The organism is Thermostichus vulcanus str. 'Rupite' (genome assembly GCF_022848905.1).
In the GTDB taxonomy this organism is placed as follows: domain Bacteria; phylum Cyanobacteriota; class Cyanobacteriia; order Thermostichales; family Thermostichaceae; genus Thermostichus; species Thermostichus vulcanus_A.
Genome location: NZ_JAFIRA010000021.1, coordinates 40,023 through 58,876, shown reverse-complemented (window position 1 = coordinate 58,876; position 18,854 = coordinate 40,023). Strand labels below are relative to the sequence as shown.

The window sequence follows — 18,854 nt, the reverse complement described above, 5'->3', positions numbered from 1 at the left end:
GGCAATGATTCTCCAAATCGCTGATAACTGTCACATATTTATCTCGTCGATACTGATTTTCTTGAGCCGAAATCCTTGGGCTTTTTTGCTTGTCGCTGCTCAAACTGACGGTTGAATATTCCTTCAACTTGGTCTCGACTCAATTCCTCATTCTGGCTAACTTGGTCAATAGTAGTTTGTTTAACCTGCTGATAAATATAGGCTTCATAGCGCTGAGTATAGGAACGCTCCCAGTCCACAAAAGAGAGTACTTCAGTGGAGTAGTGCTGACAGTGGGAGCAATAGAATTGGCGCCGAGGCACTTGCAGATACACCGAGCGCCCAAACAGGGCTAGGTCTCGCACGAGGATAGGACGATTTTGGTGAACCTTGACTGTGACTTGTCCACAATGAGGACAAATCCTCTCGTTAGTATTCAGCTCTAGTTTGAGGACAACGCCGTGTTCTAACTCTACAAACTCTTGGTTTTGACTCCAGCAAGACCCAATAACTTATCAAGAAAAACCAATGTTCGTCGTGGAACTCAGTATCTCATCACACTATCGACACCAAAATGTCAGGAGAGCCACCGCACTTTCTCATTTGACAATCTTTTGTTAACGAGAAGATAACCTTTTGGAGTTAATTTGTAGCTATTCTAACTACCTGAAGTTCCCTGGACTCAAGAACATAGATCCTCGATCGATTTTGAGATTGTCCTGAGTCGCGGTACGGTGGATGCGGAAGACAGTTCTGGAATTGCTTAGGAGGATCACCGTGCGTCCTTTACCATTCTTGGCGGTGCTATGTGGGGTTGCTTTTGCTTTGCCCTTTGTGGAGGGATCCCTGAATCCAGCGTTTGCACAGCCCTCTGGAACCTTGCGTTTGTACACTTCCCAGCCGGATGCGGATGCTCAACAGACCGCTGCTGCTTTTCAAGCTGCTTATCCAGGGGTTTCTGTAGAGATCTTTCGGTCAGGCACCGAAGAAGTGATCAGCCGATTTTTGCTGGAAGCTGAAGCTGGGGCACCCCAAGCGGATGTTTTGTTGGTGGCCGATGCGCCCACCTTTGAACTGTTGAAATCCCGCGATTTATTGGATCCCTACTGTAGCCCTGAAGCGGAAGCCATTGCTCCCACTTACTACGATGAAGACTGCCACTACTTCGGCACCAAGATTCTCGCCACTGTGATTGTCTACAACACCGCTTTGGCTGAACCCATCGACAGTTGGGCGGCTTTGGCGGAAGTTCCCGATGGTCAGGTGGTTATGCCTAGCCCCACCTACTCAGGTGCTGCAGCCTATAACTTGGGGGTCATCACCCGCAACCCGGCACTGGGGTGGAACTGGTACGAAGCGCTCAAGGATAACGATGCCGTCTTGGTTCAGGGCAATGGGGCGGTAGTGCGTAATGTGGCTGCCGGTGAACAAAGCTATGGGATGGTGGTGGATTTTCTCGCCATTCGCAGCCGTAATGAGGGATCCCCAGTGGATGTGATCTATCCCCGTGAAGGGGTGCCGCTGATCACAGAGCCTGTCGGCATCGTGAAAGGGGCGGCCAATTTGGAGGCGGCGCAAGCCTTTGTGGACTTTCTGTTGTCTCAGGAAGGGCAGCAGGTGGCTGTGGACATTGGCTATATGCCGCTTCGGGAGGATGTCACGCCACCGGAGGGCTTTCCTGCTCTGAGTGAGCTGACGGTTTTAAGTGCTCCTGCTGCGGAGTTGGCTGAGACCCGTGAGGCGGATAAAGCTCGCTTTTCTGAGTTGTTTGGGGAGTAAGTTGGGAGGATCTCCCACCAGCTAATCAAATAGACTGCTCATGGACTGCTAAAGACAGGCTGAAAAGACTCTTGCGAAAACGCAGCGATTTTTCCTTCGGATGGAGGAAGGGGTTGAGGCACCCTGTGGCTCCCTGGCTGATGGGGGTAGCCGTTATTTTGGTCTTCACCCATGGGTATCCCCTGCTGATGCTGATGCAGCGGGCCTTAAGCCGTGAGGGAGCACTCAGTCTTGAGAATATCCATTGGTTATTGGAAACCCCGCGAGTTCATCTGGCGCTGCGGCACAGCCTGTGGGTATCGGCGGCCTCAACAGGCTTAGCCCTCATGGGTGGCCTGGTACTGGCGGTGCTCACCACCCAAACGGACTTACCGGGTCGAGGGATCCTGCGGGTGCTTTTTTTGTCTCCTTTGGTGATTCCGCCGCAGGTCTTGGCTTTGGCTTGGATTCAATGGGCTGGGCCGGTGGGCTATTTGCAGCAAGGGCTACGGCTAGTTTTGGGGCGACAGGGGGCGCTGTGGAGCCTCTACACGCCGGGGGGAATCATCCTCCTTCTCAGTCTCTTTACCCTGCCGATTGCTTACTTGACGCTGGTTGCGGGGCTCAGTCGGCTCCAGAAACAGACGGAGGAAGCGGCTCGCTTGGATGGGGCTAATCTGCCGCAGGTTTGGCTCTACGTTACGTTGCCTCTATTGCGGCCCTACATCGGGGCAGCGGCGGTGCTGGTCTTTTTGGGAGCTTTTGGAAATTTCGGGATCCCGGCCTTATTGGCGATCCCAGGGCGGTACATTACCCTGCCCACCTTGCTGTACCAGGAGGTGATCAACTTCAGCAGCGATGGGTTTGGGCGCAGTGCAGCGCTGGCGGTGTTGTTTGGTTTACCGGCTATTCTCTTTCTGGGTCTCCAACAGAGGGGGCGTGGGCAGGAGGGGTTGGATCCCGGTCATGAACCACCCGAACGGTATCGCCTGGGCTGGGTTCGCTGGTTGGGGAGCGGGATCCTGATGGGGGTCGCTGCGTTGGTGATTGTCGGCCCTTTGTTTGCCATGGCGAGCACTGCCTTGCTACGGGCCTACGGACTGCCTTTGCTGGGATCCAATCTCACTCTGGAGCATTTCCGCTTTGTGATTTTTGAGCTGGAGCGGGCTCGCCGCGCCACCTGGCACAGTTTGGGTTTGGCCTCGGCAGCCGCAGTACTCAGTAGCTGTGTAGCGGTGATCTTGGGCTACGCGCTGACCCGATTGAAAACGCCTCTGCTTCCGGTTCTTAGCTTAATTGTGGACTTGCCCTATGCTCTGCCGGGCATTATTTTTGCCTTATCTCTAATCTTGGTGTGGTTGCCCTCTCCTTTGCCTGGGTTAACTCTCTACGGAACCCTGTGGCTCATTTTGATCGCCTACTTGGGGCGGTTTTTGTCCTTTGCATTGCAGCCCATTCAAGCTGCCTGGCGTAGCCTCGACACCAGCTTAGAGGAAGCGGCCAGCATCGATGGGGCGGACATGATCCAGAGCTTCCGCTATGTTTTGCTGCCTTTGCTCACACCGGCTTTGGTAGCAGCGATGTTGTTGGTTTTTTTGCAATCTTTTGCTGAACTAACTCTGTCCGCACTCTTGGTTGGATCGGGAACGGAAACGTTGGGATGGCTGGTTTTTGGCTTGCAACAGGGAGGCTATACCCACCAAGCAGCTGCCTTGAGCACTCTCTTGGTGCTGACTTTGTTTACTATTGCGGCAGGGATCCACTGGCTCAGGCCCAACTTTCCGAACGCTGTGCATCGGGGGTAGGGGATCCCCCCAATGGTTGGATAAGGATCCCGATACAAGAACTCACTGCACCCGATCCTGTGCTGGGTTTTCCCTAGATAGGGGAATCCTTGCTTGTTAATAGCAGGTGTTGGGGCCGCCATGATCCTCCCGGTCGTCAGATAGCTGACTTTTGGGTTGACACTCCCCCGGTTAGAAACCGGGGGATTCTCCCTTCTAGCTCCCCACAGCTTGAAGCTGTGAGGGATTCATGGAGTTCAGGGGATTGCCAACTACCCCATCCCCTGAGCCGACCCTGCCTATTACGGGCAGGGCTTCTTTTAGACTCAGAGGACACGAAAACCCGTCCCACTGGGCAATGTTCATTGCGGCATTCCAGTCTGCATCACAGCAATACCCGTCCTGCCCGGTGAACAGATGCCCACTCCTTTTCCCAATGGCCTCCGGCCCTGCGGAGCAGATCAATCCTGTCCTGTGGTCGGTTTTGGATGTGTAGGCAGCCGGACGTTTATGCAGCGTCCTGCCCGCCATTTCCAGCTTGTAGGCAACCTTCCACTCCAGGTCGTAGTACGACCAGGTATGGCGCGATTTCCCGGCATCCGAACGCGCCTTCTGGCTCTGTCTGGATTGGCGGATACCCGAGAGGTCTTCCATCCACACATCTGCATTTACCGCATTGGCAAACCGCACAATGCGACGGCTAACGGTGTGGTTGACCGCCCTCATCCAACGGGCTTCTTTGCGCTCCAGTCGCTTGAGTGCTCGGTATTTACCCGCCTGTTGCAACTGGGCACGACGCTTCTGGAAACGACGACGACGGTGAGCTACCTCTCCACCCCCAAAAAACACCGACCGACCCCAGCGGGTGGCCGCCACTGCCAAACGGTTCTGCCCCCGGTCAACACCTAACCGTTCCGTACTCTTCACTTCGGGAACTTCCCAAGTGATAGACAGAACGGCATACCAAACCCCACGTATTTGCATCAGTTTTAGAGTCCCTCGCTCACAGTCCCGCTCAGCTAAAAGACGTTCGAGACGTTCAGCATAGTAGGAACTGCCAACCTCAAGGGGAACCCGCTTGTCACCCTGAATCGTGGGAAAACTCACCGAGTAGGTGCTACCTACTTTGTGCAGCTTCCAGTTTTGGTTGTTGACCTCTGGCCAGAACACTTTGAAGTGCTTGACCCGCTGGCCGGCTTTCCCCTTCAGGACACGAATCACTTGGTTGGAGAGGGCCGACTTGAGTGGTGTCACCACTTTGGCGGTTGTTAATGCTTTTCGTTCCTTTGGACTGATGCGGAGCAGTTCGTTTGCCAGTGCGGTTGTCGCACAAACCGTCTGGGCAAACATCTCTGCTTTGACCGCATTGAGGTCAAGAAACTTGAGCTTGAGTGTGGTGGTGACCCGTTTCATGGGGACTATTGTATGTACTATTTCTGTTGCTGAATAAATTCAGCCTGTGCGCTTATATCCCCCGGTTAGAAACCGGGGGCTTTACGCTGCTTTTCGTAAGGGATCCCTGTCGAGCTAATCACTGAGGATCCTGGTTAACAGACCAGTATTCGTAAGCGGCTTGCGATAGATTGGCGATCAACTCTTCCGCCTTGGCATCGTTGGGGGTTTCTCGCTTCACCCATACAGCTGCCAAGTAGCGGCGGCCATTGGGCAGGTCGATGATCCCGGCATCTCCCACCACAGAGCGTAAGGTGCCGGTTTTGTGGGCAATGCGAACCTCTTGACCTAGGCTGGGCCGGAAATAGGAGGGCCGCTGGGTACGCCAGAGAATATCTAGGAAGCGATCGCGGTTGCGGCGGTTCAGCATCCGTCCCTGTTCCACTTGGCTGAGAAGCCAAACCATATCGCGGGGGCTACTGGTATTGGTGCCCTCCAAGTCCGGCAACCACCAAGAGATCTGCGTATGTTGCAGGCCCCACTGGCGAAACTTTTGGTTCAGGGCTTCCCGTCCACCTAAGCGGTCAATAATCAGGTTGGTGGCGAAGTTGTCACTGACGGTGCCCATCAGGGTGGCCGCTTCTAGAGCCGAAACCTGGGATCCAATGGCCCGGGTTTGTAATACACCGGCTCCACCTCCCTTGAGATCCTCCCGCAGGGTGAGCATCTCATCCATCTGCACTTGGCCTGTTTCTACGGCTTGGAAAAAGGCCAACAAAATCGGGATTTTAATCACGCTGGCGGCAGGGAAAGCCTGATCCGGCTGTACCCCCGCAAAGTTTCCGGTTTCCACATCCCAAAACAAAGCCCCTGCCGTCAACCCTGGCTGAGCAGCCAAAGCCGCCAAACGCTCCTGCAAAGCCGGGATCCTTTCTCCCGCAGAACTATCCGTCGCCAAAGGGGATAAGAGAGAATCTCCAGCTTCCGTAGAGCCAGTAGGGGTGAGAGTTCGCTCCGGCAGGGCGGGGGGGGTGGATTGCAGCAATTGTGACAGGCCCGCCATCATCAACCCCAGAACAATGCTCAGGCTCAAGCCGCGTAGCAACACGCTTCCTAAAAGTTGAGAGCGGTTCAGACGGCTAGGTTGGGCAGCCCGTTTGCGCAGGCGAGTGATGGCTCTTTGGCGGGAAAGCCGCAGCGGTGGCGACGAAGACGACCCTAGGGATCCCACCGGAGATGAACCGGTGTTGAGGTTGGTTGGACCAGAGGAGATTTCCGCAGAACGCAAGGGGCGACGCTGACGACGCAGGGGATCCGGAGATGAACCTTTGAGGGGGTTACGTCCCTTCACCTCCCTTGTCCTCGTCATACTGGCCATTTCCTCAATACAACCCTACTGAAGTGACTCCGGGGAGCCTGGTTTCATTAAACACGTTTCATTAAACACACAGATTCCCAACCTGGCCTGCAAGGAGTGTCTCCAAATGTAAACCCTAGCTAGGACAGGATCAAGATCCCGGCTTGGGGGGTTCTTCTTCCGGTGGAATCCGATGAGAAGGCCGCAGGGTTTTCTGAACCCAACCCAACTGCCGCAGGATCCCGCGCAACAGCGCCACCTCCGCTACCGTTAGTCCTGCCCGCTGAAACAAGGCACGAAACTTGAGCATTTTGCGGCGCGCGGTGTGGGGGTGTAAGTAACCAATCTGCAACAGCAGCGTCTCTAGGTGCTGAAAAAACCCTTCCACCAGCTCAAAGGGTGCCAGAGGCGTAGGGGGGTGAATGAAATCAGAACGTTCACAACTGAGGGTGCGCAATTCGTAACAACAAATGCCCACCGCCTGGGCCAGATTCAGGGAAGGGTAGACTGCATCGGTAGGAATTTGCACTTGATACTGGCAAAGGGCCAGCTCCTCATTGCTCAAGCCGCGATCTTCGGGGCCAAACACTAGAGCAGCAGGGCCACTTTCTAGCTTGGCCAGTAAAGAAGAGAATGCCTGACGGGGGGATTGGATTTGCCATTCCGGGGGGTACTGTTCGATGCGCCCGGTTGTCCCCAGGACCTGCACACATCCCTGTAGGGCTTCCGGCAAAGTCTGCACCTTCTGGGCCTGATAGAGCAGATCCGCCCCGTGTACGGCCATGGTCAGGGCTTCCGTATCCAGCGGATCGCACTGGGGATCCACCAAGACCCACTGGCTGAGGCCCATATTCTTCATGACTCGGGCAATCGAGCCCAAATTGCGTGGCCCGGCCGGTTGCACCAACACAATCCGCACCTGTGCCAGTCGCTCACAGCCAGATTGGGAAAAGGGCTGCACCGCTGTCGGGATCCTCTAGAGTAGAGAGGTTTGATTCTGTCACAGTTTGCGCCTATGGGATCCCTTTGCCGTTGGTTGAGCTTGGCCTGTGTGTTGCTGATGGGGGTGGGGTGGGGATCTGTGGCGATGGCGGCAAACCCTACTGAAGTCGCTCCAAAAGCGCTTTCGCCAGTCGCTGAAGTTGTTCCCCATACCCCACAGACGGTGGCCCAACAACGTCTGGAAGCGATTGGCGAAGCAATGCAAACGATCCGCCTGTGCAACCGGCCCAACTGTCGCTACCGGGATATCTCGGTGGAGGTCAGACCGATTTCAGGTACAGACTCGGATCCCACCCTAGAGTACGAAGGTACGATCAACGCCATTATCGATCGCCCATCCGGCAGCCTGGACAAGGCTCACTATCGACTCGCGTTTCGAGGGGGGCGCTGGCAGCTCTTGGGTGGGGAGGAGGTGTCGGATGTCTCATCCTTTTTCTTTGAGGGGGATACCTACGAAGTCTTTAGTACCTACAGCACCCGCAGTCGCAAAGAAAAATTGGCGGATGCCCGCAGCAGCTTGCGGGTGGGCTATCGGGAGCTGTACTATCGCGTTTTCGACCAAGGCCGGGAGCGATGAGAGTTCTGCAACACACGCTGGCCAGTTCCATCTCCCTAGAGGGCATTGGCTTGCACACGGGTCTCTCGGTGCGTTGTACCCTGCATCCTGCACCTGTGGATACAGGGCGAGTGTTTGTCCGGGTTGACCAACCGGGATCCCCCATCATCCCGGCCCAGTTGGGATCCCTGGCCCCGGCTCATCTTTCTACCCTGTTGCAAAATACCTGTCCAGAAGGATCTGAAGGATCTCAGGTGCAGACCGTAGAACACCTGTTGGCCGCCCTCTACACCCTGGGCATCGATAATTGCCGTATAGAAGTGGATGGGCCGGAGCTGCCGATCTTGGATGGCTCGGCGTTGCCCTTTGTGGAAGCGATTGCCCAAGCTGGGATCCTGGCGCAGGATCAACCGACGCTGCTGGGGGTGATCAAAGAGCCGGTCACCGTCTGGGTCGGGGAGTCATTTGTCAGCGCCGTCCCCCACCCTGTTGCCCGCTTCACCTATGGCATTGATTTTGCCAACTCGCCGATCGGGCAACAGTGGCTCAGCTGGACAGCCAGTGCAGCGGATTTTGTCGAGAGCATCGCCCCAGCCCGTACCTTTACCCGGCAGCAGGATGTGGAACTGGCACGGCAGCGGGGCTTGATTAAAGGGGGCAGCCTGGAGAATGCCATTGTCTGTACTGAAACGGAGTGGTTGGGGCCGCTGCGCTATGCGGATGAGCCGGTGCGCCATAAACTGATAGATTTACTAGGAGATCTCAGCCTGTTGGGTTATCGATTGCAGGGGCATATTGTCGCCTACAAGGCGGGGCATACCCTGCATCACCGTCTCTCAGAGCAGTTGCTTCAGAGCGGATCCCTGCTGATCCATACGCAGTGAAGCCGGGAAGGGATCCCGTTATCCATCCTGATACCTAAGGTCAAAGCTGCTGTGGAAATCGCCGATTGCTTGTTGCTTTGACCCCGATCAGGTTTGCAGATTGAGTTTGCCCATCGAATTTTTGTCTTGCTCTTCCTAGCTCACCATGCCCACCGACGTCCCTCCCACTCCCCCGCTTTCTGCTGAGGCGGCAGCCCAGTTGGCAATAGCCCCAGCCGTCTTCACCACTGACCAAATTCTGGAGATTCTGCCCCATCGCTATCCTTTTTTGCTGGTGGATCGGGTGGTGGAGTATCAGCCAGGGCAGCGGGCCGTGGGCTTGAAAAATGTCACCTTTAACGAACCCTTCTTTCAAGGCCATTTTCCCAGCCGACCGATTATGCCGGGGGTGTTGATCGTTGAAGCCATGGCCCAGGTGGGGGGAATTGTGCTCACCAAGCTGCCGGATGTGGCGGGGCGGTTGGCACTTTTTGCCGGGATCGATAGCATTCGTTTCCGCCGCCCAGTGCTGCCAGGAGATCAACTGCTGCTCTCTGCTGATTTGCTCACTATTCGCCAGAAGCGGATTGGCAAGATGTTTTGCCGAGCCCAGGTGGGAGGCCAGTTGGTGACGGAGGGAGAACTGATGTTCTCCTTGGTGGATTGATGGCGGTACCACAACTTTTGGGGGAAAGAGGGATCCCTGGCCTGTTGCCCTGTGGGCCACCTTTCCTGATAGGGTGCCGTAGGTGTAGGGCGAAGGCAGAAGCAGCGACTTGTCGCCAAAAGACCCTGCTAAAGTGTTGGGATAGGGGCAGGCTCGGATGCTGAGCGGAATCAAGCCTTCGTCATCATTCGCAGGGTTGGGAGCGTAACCACATTTGCTAGCTGGGTTAGAAATGAGTTCGTTGGCTTCAGCGGGATCCACTCCCAACTCCTCTGCACGGATCCATCCCACGGCGGTGATCCATCCCAAAGCTGAGTTGCACGAAACGGTGCAAGTGGGTCCACACGCGGTAATTGGTGAGCATGTCCGTATTGGCGCCCACACAGTAGTTGGGGCGAATGTGGTCATCGATGGCTGGACGGAAATTGGCGAGGGCAACCAGATCTTTCCAGGAGCCGTGTTGGGAACAGAGCCGCAGGATCTTAAGTACAACGGCGCTCCCTCGCAGGTGGTGATTGGCAGGGGCAATCGCATCCGCGAGTTCGTCACCATCAACCGCGCCACCAATGAGGGGGAAGCCACCCTGATCGGCGACAACAATTTGCTCATGGCCTATGCCCACGTGGCTCACAATTGTGTGATCGAAAATCAGGTGGTAATCACCAACGCCGTCGCCTTGGCCGGACATATCCACATCGAGTCACAGGCCCGTATTGGCGGTATGGTCGGGATCCATCAATTCACCCGTGTCGGGCGCTTGGCCATGGTGGGAGCAATGAGTCGCATCGACCGGGATGTCCCCCCTTACATGTTGGTGGAAGGTCACCCGGCCCGCATTCGCGGCTTAAATTTGGTAGGGTTGCGGCGGGCCAAGTCGATGGAGGGATCCCTGCCGGTACTCCGGGAAGCCTACCGGTGGCTCTACCGTTCTGGCCTGCCTCTGGAAAAAGCCCTGCAAACCCTGCGCAACAGCGTTCGTGCCAGCGGCGGGTATAGCATCCGGTCTGTCAAGGGGAAAGAACTGGTGGATGAGACGGGATCCCTGAACCATTTGCTGCAATTTTTGGAAGACTCCCTTTCCCAGCCGCAGCGACGCGGCCCTTTACCGGCTTTGCGCCGACAAGGCTCTTCAGAAACAGATGCTCTAGAGATGGATGAAAAGGACACCGAGTGAGCCACCTGTTCATTTGCACGGGGGAGGTCTCAGGGGATCTGCAGGCCAGCCATCTCATCCGTGAATTGCAGCATCAACGTCCGCACCTGCGCATCACCGCTGTCGGCGGAGAGCGTATGGCCGCAGCCGGTGCCCACCTGTTGCACCGCACCACCGAGATCAGCTCGATTGGAGTTTTGGAAGCCCTCCCCTTCATCGGCCCGGCCCTGTGGACGGAATGGAAAATTCGTCGCTTTCTGGCCCAAGATCCGCCGGATATCGCGGTGCTGGTGGATTATATCGGGGTTAATAGTCGTGTTGCCCGGTTGTTGCAGCGGCGTGGGATCCCGACCATCTACTACATCGCCCCCCAGGAGTGGGTGTGGTCACAGGATAGCCGTCTGACCTACCAACTGGCCCGGCAGATGCAGCTGATGTTGGCGATTTTCCCGCAGGAGGCTCGTTACTACCAAGCAGCAGGGGCCAAGGTTCAGCATGTCGGACATCCGCTACTCGATATTCTGGCGACGGTGCCCGACCGTGCCGCAGCCAGAGCCTATCTAGGGATCCCACCGGAACAAACCCTGGTGGTGGTGGTGCCCGCTTCCCGTCAGCAAGAGCTGCGCTCCGTGCTGCCGATCCTGCTCAAGTCCGCCCGTTTGTTGCAGGAGCACCTGCCACAGGTGCGCTTTTGGGTGCCCTTGGCCTCCCCTCGCTTTGCCCAGCCTATTGCCCGTGCTGCCCGCCGCCTTGGGTTGGATCTCACCCTGCTGGATCCCCAGTCGTTGCCCCTTCCCTCTCCCCATAAGGCCCATCACCTGGTCTTAGCCGCTGCGGATCTGGTTTTGGCCAAATCCGGTACTGTCAACTTGGAAACGGCCATTTTGGGGATCCCACAGGTGGTAATCTATCGCCTCAACCCAATTACCTTCTGGATTGCCCGCCATTGGCTGAAGGTAACTGTGCCCTTCATGTCTCCCCCCAACTTGGTACAAATGCGCCCCATCGTGCCGGAACTGCTCCAGGATCAAGCCCAACCGGAAAGGGTGCTGGAACTAGCCCTAGCCTTGCTCACCGACCCAAAGCGGCAAGCCCAACTGCAAGCCGACTATGCCGCCATGCGAGCGGCTTTGGGAGAGCCGGGGGTACTGCGTCGGGCGGCTCAGGCCATCCTGGAGGTGTTGGATGACAAAACGGGTGCACAGCCGGATCCCCAATTGCCTTAACCCGACCTAACCCGATTGACCGATCACCTGCGGTACTGCCCGCCCTCCGGCCAGTGCCGCCGAAGGATCCCCTTCCTCCAGATACTCGGCATCCTGATTCACCCGCCAGAGGTCGTAGCGCCGTTCTCCGGCCAAAATGTTGCGTGCAGCCAGCAGGCCCGTCATCATGGCGTGATCCTGGTTATTGTAGCGGTGCATGCCATTGCGACCCGCCAGCTGCAAATTGGGCAAGACCTCTTCCAAAAAGGCACGAATAATCTGGATATGGGTTTGATAACCATGGTCATAAACCGGATAGGCTTTCGGGGCGCGAATCACCGTGCCATCCAAAATGTGGGCTTTCTTCAGGAGGCCCAACTGACGCAATTCGGTTTCTGCTAGAGTTAACAACTCGGCTTGAGAGAGTTGCCAAAAGGGATCCGCTACGGAGCAAAAATACTCCAAACCCAAGCAAGTCACCTCAGGGTTGGGCACCATATCTCTACTCCAGTTCTTAAAATTTTGGATCCGCCCCACCCGCACCGAGGGATCGTGAATATAAATCCAATTGTCCGGGAATAAATTGGGTTCATCCACCACCAAAACCACCGTCAAAAAATCTCGGTAGCGGAGCTGTTCAGCAGCCTCTCGCACCGGATCCGGAGCCGCTGGCACCAAAGACCGTACCAAAGAGCGCAAAGGCATGGTGGAAATAAAATGCTGCCCCATCACCCCAAAGCGCTCCCCCTGTTGGGAGCGGGCCTGCACCCTATGGATCCCGCCCTTATCCCAATGGATCTGGATCACCTTGCGATCCAACTGCACTGGCTGTCCCGCCTCCGCCAACAGAGTTTGAATGCGCTCCCACATTTGCCCTGGCCCCAAACGGGGATAGCGAAAGCGGTCGATCAGGGTTTTAATTACCCCTTCTCCTTTTGGAAACAAGGTTTTGCGAATCAAAGAGGCCATCGACAATCCCTTGATCCGTTGGGCTGCCCAATCGGCGCTGATCTGGCTACAAGGGATCCCCCAGACCTTCTCGGTGTAGGTCTTAAAAAAAGTGCGATACAGCCGTTCTCCAAATTGATCGATTACCCAATCTTCAAAGGAAACTAGCTTAGGTCTTGGAAACAGTCGCGCCTTTAGGTAGCTGAGCAAACACAAGGTTGTAAAGATCGGTCCCAATTTCGCAAAAACATCAAAAGGGCGAATCGGATAATCGAAGAAAACCCCTTGGTAAAGGATACGAGACAGCCGCTGACAAACCTGCATCTCCGCACCCAGAATCTCCGTCCACAACGCCTCAATTTCCGGGGATTTGGAAAAGAAGCGGTGCCCCCCAATATCAAAGCGATAGCCTTGGTAAACGGCTGTGCGAGATAGCCCCCCCACTTGGGCCGGGTCTGCCTCCAAAACCGTCACTGGCCACCCCTTGCGATTCAGCTCATAGGCGGCACTCAACCCGGCTGGACCTGCCCCAATCACCACAGTTAACCCCACTCCAGATAGCCGCTCCGGGATCCCGTCCAGTGATGGGACAACTTCTTCAACTTCTTCAAAGGTAGCCATGGCATCTCCTCACACCGTTATGGATCCTAACGGAAAGTGAGTCAGGCTCTGGGCCACAAAAGGCTTTCTTTCTATCCTGGTTAATTCTTGGTGGCCAATGTTTCCTCCAGATGACGCACAAGTTACGGAAAAATCGCCCTATCGATCCAGGTTTTGGCTGATACCAGACGCCTCAAAACTCTCTTAAGCTAGACAATAGGCCATACCCAGTTGCCGTTAGGGTTCTGATCGCGATTGGCCAGCGAAGTGGAGTAACCCCAGGTGCAGCCCCCTCTAGTCCACACTTCTGAGGATCGATTGGCGAACTTTTCGTCTTCGACTGTGCTGTTGGTGGATGATGACCTCTCAACACGGGCGTATTTGGCGCATTTGTTGACTCACGAAGGCTATCGAGTCGTGGAAGCAGAAGAAGGCGAACAAGCCCTCGCCCTCTATACTCAAACTCAGCCGCAAATCGTCCTCTTGGATGCCCTGATGCCGGGGATGGATGGATTCGAGTGTTGCCAAAAGTTACAAGCTTTGGATGCAGACCTACCCTGTTTGATGATCACTTCCCTCGACGATCAGGCTTCTGTCGACAAAGCTTTTGCTGCCGGGGCAAGCGACTACATCACCAAACCCATCCACTGGCCGGTGATGCGACAGCGCATTCAACACCTGCTCAAGGCACGTCAAAATCTTCTCAATCTGCGCCAACAGGCAGCCCGTGAACAAGCGCTGAACTCTGTTGTGCGAGCGATTCGCACCTCGCTGGAGTTGGATGAAGTCTTTTCGGTGGCCACCCGCGAGATTTGTCAGTTGCTGGAGGCGGATCGGGTCAGCATTAGCCGCTATCAACCACAGCAGCAGGATTGGCGCGTCATCTCCGAATATCACATCCAAGCAGATAGCTACCTCGGCTGCTCGATCCCTGATTCTGATAACCCGATAGCACAGCTCCTGAAGCAGGGGAAAGTGGTGACCCTTGAAACCGTCAGCAAGGCCAAAGACTGGATCTGCATCCCCTCCATGGCCAGAGCCTATCCCGGCAGTTGGCTGTTGGTGCCCCTCTACGGCAGCAGCGAAAGTGCGGAATCTGTTCCTCCTACCCTTTGGGGTAGCCTGTGTTTACAATTGAAAACCGCTCGTCCCGGTTGGCTGGCCACCAGTCACGACCTGATCTTGGCTCTAGCGGATCACCTTTCCATCGCCATTCAGCAGGCGGAGTTGTTTCAGCAAATTCAGGAACTCAACCACACCCTAGAGGAGAAAGTACAGGCCCGCACCGCGCAACTGGATCGGCAGGTGCAGGAGTTGCAGCGGTTAGATCACCTCAAAAACGATTTTCTCAGCACCGTTTCCCACGAGCTACGCACCCCGCTTTCCAGCATCAAAATGGGGATCCGTTTGCTCAGTTCGGCGCTACTGCCCAGCAATGGGATCCCCAAACCGCCCGACGCAGAAAAGGTCGCCCGTTACCTGAATGTTTTGGACAAGGAGTGTGAACGAGAAATCAAGTTGGTGGAGGATTTGCTGGAGTTGCAGCGGTTGGAGGTGTTGTTCGGCTCGCAGCAACCCCACTGGCTGGACTTGAAAGAGTGGTTGCCCCAAATCACCGATCCGTTTGCAGAACTAGCCCGCAGCCACAATCAGCTCTTTAGCCTAGAATGCCCTCCCGATTTACCCCCCATCTGTACTTTGCCAGAGATCCTGCGCGCAGTGCTGGCAGAATTGCTGCAAAATGCCCACAAATTTACCCCGACCGACCAACTGATCAGCCTGAGTGTCCACAACCATCCCGATCATCTTGAGATCCAGATCCTGAACACCGGCGTTACCATTCCTCCGCAAGAGCAGGAGCGGGTTTTCGAAAAGTTTTACCGGGTGCCCAATCCGGATCCCTGGCGACAAGGGGGGACAGGGCTGGGGTTGGCCCTCGTGCAACAGCGGATGGTCTTGCTGCAAGGGAGCATTCACCTGAGCAGTGAAGCTGAGCACACCTGCTTTACCTTACGGTTGCCTCGGGTTCTCTCCCTTTCTAGTAAGGGCAAGTCAGCCTAACCTAAGGTGTAGGCGCCGGAGTGGCCGGTGCTGGAGAAGCCGAAGATTCCATTTCTTCCATCACTTCCTGCAGACGCACACGGATCCGCTGATTCAGAACCGGATTTTCGTTGGCCAAGGTCATCAGTTCACGATATTGAGGCACCGTCAGCCCTTGCTCCTCAACAATGCGGCTGGCTTGGGTCTCTGTCCGCTGCATAATTTGCTCATATTCATCTTCATCCTGAGTTTCCCGCAGTTGGGCGCTGGCTTCGCGAATCAAGGGATCCAACTCCAGCAAAATTTGTACCAACTGCTCCACCTGGTCATCCGTAACCTGCTCTGCGGTCAACCCTGGGGTGGGAGAAGCTTGACCTGCCTGGGCTGGGCTGGGAGTCGACGGAACCGGAGCTCCTCCGGAAGCGGGAGAAGCCGGAGCTGTAGGGCTAGGCAGCGGGGTAGACCCTTGCGCCCAGGTTGGTAGGGCAGGCCAGGATCCGGCCTGTAGAGATCCCAACCCCAGCAGCAGACCCATCAGAAACGCAAACTTCATCATGCCCCAGACTCCCTATCCAAACTCCACGGCCAAGCTAGGTCTGAAGCCAGACTAGCAAGATGTCTGTCCCCCGTCTAATCGGTTCAGCGCAGTGCTAGAAACCTATTGTGGAATTGGGGAGTTGGTTGTAGAGTCATTATGCCCTGTCTGCTTGTCACACAGCCCTTCGGTGCTGTTTCGGCTGGGTTGTTTTCAAACTTTGCAATTCTTGTTAACAGGATCTGAACCTTAGCGACCTTAGCGCAGCTTTTTGGGCTAAGTATAGGTATATTTTCTGTTGAGTAGCGATTGGGTTAATGTTAGCCTAGAAACTAGATGCAGAGGAAACTTCTTTGCAACAAGTAACTGACTGTCTTCTCAGGGGCTTGGCCCAACAGTTTGTGACTCCTACTTATCATCATCTGATTCCATCAGAACGCCTTATCAGTGCTCCTTTTGGGAATGAGCTTCTTGAGTTCTGTTCAACAGATGAACGGTTTTGCAAGAGGAGTGAGTTGGTCATTAGCCCTAGATTCTTATTGCCTTTCGTTCTGGCTCTTCGTGTTTGTTGTTTTGTAAAAAATGCAATAAAAAGAGGGTGTAAGTTATTGATTTTCTTAAGGAATGCTGATATATTTTGTGCGGTTGTTTAGTAATCCTTCTACAGGAGGCTTACATTGGTTAGGAGAAGAAAGCGTAAGAGTCGCCGCCGTTTAGAGGGGCGCAAAATTTTAGATCATATTCCTCAATTTAATTTGGATAGTGGTGAGGAGAAGTCTGTAACCGCTGCCCGGAAGTATATTCAGGATCAGTCTATTCAGCCACCGGCACTCATCTTGGTTCGGCGAAACGAGCATACAATTGATCGATTCTTTTGGGCGGAGAAAGGACTGTTTGGGGCTCAGTATGTCGAGGAGAACCACTTCCTTTTCCCCAGCTTGCGGGCCTTGTTAGCAGAGGTTGCGGCTGAGAAGCCTGAACGAAAAACATCGAAGACTCTTGCGACTGCTGCTCGATAAATTGACGCTCGTCTTTCCCAGCAGGATGAATTTGCAGAATAGCCCCCCTCCCTTGGGGGGTTTATTGCTAGCATCCTCAAAAGAATCCATACTGCTCAGGTTCCTGACCTGGGCTAGTTTCTAAGATGGGTTGTTGTCTGACTCCAGTTGTCAGTTGCATGGCACCGGAAGGGATCCGATCCGGAGAGTTTTCATGAGTCGATTGCCCCAGACCACTGCCCATGTACAAATCACCCGCTACTCCTGGCAGGATGGCGCGATCGAGGGAGAAGTGAATGCCAATGGTTGGGTTTGGCATTTTTGCTGGTGCTTTCGAGCTGGGGAGCTCAAAGTTGAACCGTCTGTGGGTCGGGCCCTAATTCGAGAACCCTTGAGCCGCTTTCTGGAAAAGTCGGATTACCTGCTGGAGCCAGGCAGTAACTACTCGTTTGTGATTCGCAGTAGCCTCTAGAGGCTTTCCCCATCCCCAGCTTGACTGGAGCAAATTCCAAGGGAATGAACCTGTTAAAGTAACTGTCAATATCGTGGATCCCAGGGATCCCTGAGTGTGGTTGGGTTGTGGAGAGGAGTGAATATGGTCTGGGCAGAAACAAACGGCCTCAAACGAGCCTTGGGAGTATACGGTAATCCCAAGATGGGGATCCTGCTGCTGTTGGGGTTTTCATCAGGGCTACCGTTGCTGTTGATCAACACCACCCTAAATGCCTGGCTGACGCAAGCGGGTCTGACCACCATCGCCATCGGCCTATTTAACCTGCTGAATTTGCCCTACTCCTTTAAGTTTCTGTGGTCCCCCGTTTTGGATCGGTTTTTGTTGCCGGCACCGGGATCCCTGCGGGGCAGTCGGCGACGGGGGTGGATGGCCCTGACACAAGTGCTGTTGCTGCTGAGTTTGGGGTTATTGGGTTTTCAAGATCCGACACAAACTTGGCTGGAAGGGCTGGGCTTAGAAGAACTGGCCCAAACCTGGCCGGGGATCACTGTGCTGACCCGACCAATTTTCGTGGTGGGGCTGTTGGTGGCCTTTTTCGGTGCTTCCCAAGATATCGCCGTGGATGCCTACCGTACCGATGTCTTGGAAGAACGGGAGATGGGGGCGGGGGTAGCTATTTTCGTGTTTGGCTACCGCATGGCCCTGCTGGTGAGCAGTGGTGTGGGCTTGATTCTGGCGGATTATTTGCCCTGGTGGCAGGTGTACGGCATCATGGCGTTGCTGATGTTGATTGGGGTAATCACATCTTTTCTGGCGCCAGAACCGGAAAACAGCGCCCTCAAACCGACTTCCTTACGGGCGGCGATTATCGAGCCATTTCAATCCTTTTGGCAACATCGCTTAGCCTTGGTGATTCTGCTGTTTGTGGTCTGCTTCAAGCTGCCGGATAGTTTGGCGGGGCAAATGACCCCGACTTTTCTGCTGCAAATGGGGTTTAGCACCAGTGACCTGGGCATTATTCGCAGTTGGGTGGGATTGTTTGCCACTTTGACAGGAGCGTTTATTGGCGGGGAACTGGTGAGCCGCATCGGCACCTACCGCTGCCTGTTTATCTTTGCGGTGTTGCAAGGGATCGGTAATTTGGGCCTAGGGGCGATCGGGTTGGTGGGACAAAATTACCCGCTGCTGATCGGGGCGACGATTTTTGACAATATGGCTGGGGGTATGGGCACCGCCGCCTTTTTGGCTTTTTTGATGAGTCTGTGTGACCGGCAGTTCAGCGCCACCCAGTATGCCTTGCTCACCAGTGTGTTTGCGGTAGGCGGGACGTTGGCCGGAGCCGGATCGGGCTATTTGGCTGCTGCGGTAGATTGGCCGCTGTTTTACTTGATTACGGCGGTAACGGCAGCTCCGGCCATGCTGCTTCTGCTTTGGATCGGCCCCTCTACAGGGATCCCTTCTGCAACTCCAGTCATGGTTAGCGAGGGTGGAGAAACAGCGGCAGAGTCTGGAGAAGCAAACCTACACTGAGCACAAAGATAAGTACAAAAAAGGATCCCCACC

The 18,854-nt window shown here is 55.2% G+C and carries 17 protein-coding genes; 11 read left to right on the top strand and 6 right to left on the bottom strand.

The annotated features are described in order from the left end of the window. Positions 1 to 38: 38 nt before the first annotated feature. The gene (locus tag JX360_RS17940) at positions 39 to 401 is read right to left on the bottom strand and encodes a transposase family protein (protein WP_425244383.1); all 363 of its coding nucleotides are present in this window, start codon (positions 399 to 401) and stop codon (positions 39 to 41) included. 355 nt (positions 402 to 756) lie between these two features. On the opposite strand from JX360_RS17940, the gene JX360_RS09460 reads away from it, so the two are divergent. Continuing rightward, positions 757 to 1,758, top strand: a complete 1,002-nt coding sequence (locus JX360_RS09460) for an ABC transporter substrate-binding protein (RefSeq protein ID WP_244350411.1) — start codon at positions 757 to 759, stop codon at positions 1,756 to 1,758. Positions 1,759 to 1,883: 125 nt separating this feature from the next. Further along, positions 1,884 to 3,542 carry an ABC transporter permease gene (locus tag JX360_RS09455; protein WP_244350410.1) on the top strand — a complete coding sequence of 553 codons (1,659 nt, stop codon included), beginning with the start codon at positions 1,884 to 1,886 and terminating at the stop codon, positions 3,540 to 3,542. A 195-nt stretch (positions 3,543 to 3,737) separates the two neighbouring features. On the opposite strand, the gene JX360_RS09450 is transcribed toward JX360_RS09455, so the two are convergent. From JX360_RS09450 to JX360_RS09440, 3 genes are all read right to left on the bottom strand, one after another. Then, positions 3,738 to 4,934, bottom strand: a complete 1,197-nt coding sequence (locus JX360_RS09450) for an RNA-guided endonuclease TnpB family protein (protein ID WP_244350409.1) — start codon at positions 4,932 to 4,934, stop codon at positions 3,738 to 3,740. Positions 4,935 to 5,052: 118 nt separating this feature from the next. Then, entirely contained in the window at positions 5,053 to 6,282 is a 1,230-nt protein-coding gene (locus JX360_RS09445; protein ID WP_244350408.1) for a serine hydrolase, read from the bottom strand. Positions 6,283 to 6,421: 139 nt separating this feature from the next. Beyond that, a complete protein-coding gene (locus JX360_RS09440) occupies positions 6,422 to 7,231 on the bottom strand; it encodes an RNA methyltransferase (RefSeq protein ID WP_244350407.1) in 810 nt (269 codons plus the stop codon). Positions 7,232 to 7,261: 30 nt separating this feature from the next. Here JX360_RS09440 and JX360_RS09435 point away from each other — a divergent pair, with 30 nt between their 5' ends. The 5 genes from JX360_RS09435 (at position 7,262) to lpxB (ending at position 11,737) form a co-directional block, all read left to right on the top strand. Continuing rightward, complete coding sequence (locus JX360_RS09435) at positions 7,262 to 7,849, top strand: hypothetical protein (protein WP_244350406.1); 588 nt, start codon at positions 7,262 to 7,264, stop codon at positions 7,847 to 7,849. After that, the gene (lpxC, locus tag JX360_RS09430; RefSeq protein ID WP_279611388.1) at positions 7,846 to 8,712 is read left to right on the top strand and encodes a UDP-3-O-acyl-N-acetylglucosamine deacetylase; all 867 of its coding nucleotides are present in this window, start codon (positions 7,846 to 7,848) and stop codon (positions 8,710 to 8,712) included. Before JX360_RS09435 ends, lpxC begins: the two co-directional genes overlap by 4 nt. Positions 8,713 to 8,857: 145 nt before the next feature. Then, complete coding sequence (fabZ, locus tag JX360_RS09425) at positions 8,858 to 9,358, top strand: 3-hydroxyacyl-ACP dehydratase FabZ (protein ID WP_244350405.1); 501 nt, start codon at positions 8,858 to 8,860, stop codon at positions 9,356 to 9,358. 232 nt (positions 9,359 to 9,590) lie between these two features. Continuing rightward, positions 9,591 to 10,532, top strand: a complete 942-nt coding sequence (gene lpxA, locus JX360_RS09420; RefSeq protein ID WP_244350404.1) for an acyl-ACP--UDP-N-acetylglucosamine O-acyltransferase — start codon at positions 9,591 to 9,593, stop codon at positions 10,530 to 10,532. Further along, positions 10,529 to 11,737: a lipid-A-disaccharide synthase gene (lpxB, locus tag JX360_RS09415; RefSeq protein ID WP_244350403.1), complete on the top strand. Its 1,209-nt coding sequence runs from the start codon at positions 10,529 to 10,531 to the stop codon at positions 11,735 to 11,737. Before lpxA ends, lpxB begins: the two co-directional genes overlap by 4 nt. Before the next feature lie 6 nt (positions 11,738 to 11,743). On the opposite strand, the gene JX360_RS09410 is transcribed toward lpxB, so the two are convergent. Continuing rightward, entirely contained in the window at positions 11,744 to 13,285 is a 1,542-nt protein-coding gene (locus tag JX360_RS09410) for an NAD(P)/FAD-dependent oxidoreductase (RefSeq protein ID WP_244350402.1), read from the bottom strand. Positions 13,286 to 13,546: 261 nt separating this feature from the next. Between JX360_RS09410 and JX360_RS09405 the strand changes: the two genes are divergently transcribed. Continuing rightward, a complete protein-coding gene (locus tag JX360_RS09405; protein WP_244350401.1) occupies positions 13,547 to 15,325 on the top strand; it encodes a response regulator in 1,779 nt (592 codons plus the stop codon). 1 nt (position 15,326) lies between these two features. Here the strand turns inward: JX360_RS09405 and JX360_RS09400 are convergent, their stop codons facing one another. Then, positions 15,327 to 15,860, bottom strand: a complete 534-nt coding sequence (locus JX360_RS09400) for a DUF4168 domain-containing protein (protein ID WP_244350400.1) — start codon at positions 15,858 to 15,860, stop codon at positions 15,327 to 15,329. 656 nt (positions 15,861 to 16,516) lie between these two features. Between JX360_RS09400 and JX360_RS09395 the strand changes: the two genes are divergently transcribed. The 3 genes from JX360_RS09395 (at position 16,517) to JX360_RS09385 (ending at position 18,821) form a co-directional block, all read left to right on the top strand. Next, on the top strand, positions 16,517 to 16,858 hold the full coding sequence (locus tag JX360_RS09395) for a DUF3155 domain-containing protein (protein WP_244350399.1): 342 nt from the start codon (positions 16,517 to 16,519) through the stop codon (positions 16,856 to 16,858). Between the two features lie 193 nt (positions 16,859 to 17,051). Then, a complete protein-coding gene (locus JX360_RS09390) occupies positions 17,052 to 17,309 on the top strand; it encodes a DUF3146 family protein (RefSeq protein ID WP_244350398.1) in 258 nt (85 codons plus the stop codon). 123 nt (positions 17,310 to 17,432) lie between these two features. Continuing rightward, complete coding sequence (locus JX360_RS09385) at positions 17,433 to 18,821, top strand: AmpG family muropeptide MFS transporter (protein ID WP_244350397.1); 1,389 nt, start codon at positions 17,433 to 17,435, stop codon at positions 18,819 to 18,821. The last annotated feature ends 33 nt before the right edge of the window (positions 18,822 to 18,854 follow it).

Excerpts from the sequence above, each read along its gene's own strand:
- JX360_RS09450 (WP_244350409.1), bottom strand. The coding sequence starts at position 4,934 with ATGAAACGGGTCACCACCACACTCAAGCTCAAGTTTCTTGACCTCAAT.
- JX360_RS09445 (WP_244350408.1), bottom strand. The coding sequence starts at position 6,282 with ATGACGAGGACAAGGGAGGTGAAGGGACGTAACCCCCTCAAAGGTTCA.
- lpxC (WP_279611388.1), top strand. The coding sequence starts at position 7,846 with ATGAGAGTTCTGCAACACACGCTGGCCAGTTCCATCTCCCTAGAGGGC.
- fabZ (WP_244350405.1), top strand. The coding sequence starts at position 8,858 with ATGCCCACCGACGTCCCTCCCACTCCCCCGCTTTCTGCTGAGGCGGCA.
- lpxA (WP_244350404.1), top strand. The coding sequence starts at position 9,591 with ATGAGTTCGTTGGCTTCAGCGGGATCCACTCCCAACTCCTCTGCACGG.
- JX360_RS09410 (WP_244350402.1), bottom strand. The coding sequence starts at position 13,285 with ATGGCTACCTTTGAAGAAGTTGAAGAAGTTGTCCCATCACTGGACGGG.
- JX360_RS09400 (WP_244350400.1), bottom strand. The coding sequence starts at position 15,860 with ATGATGAAGTTTGCGTTTCTGATGGGTCTGCTGCTGGGGTTGGGATCT.
- JX360_RS09390 (WP_244350398.1), top strand. The coding sequence starts at position 17,052 with ATGAGTCGATTGCCCCAGACCACTGCCCATGTACAAATCACCCGCTAC.
- JX360_RS09385 (WP_244350397.1), top strand. The coding sequence starts at position 17,433 with ATGGTCTGGGCAGAAACAAACGGCCTCAAACGAGCCTTGGGAGTATAC.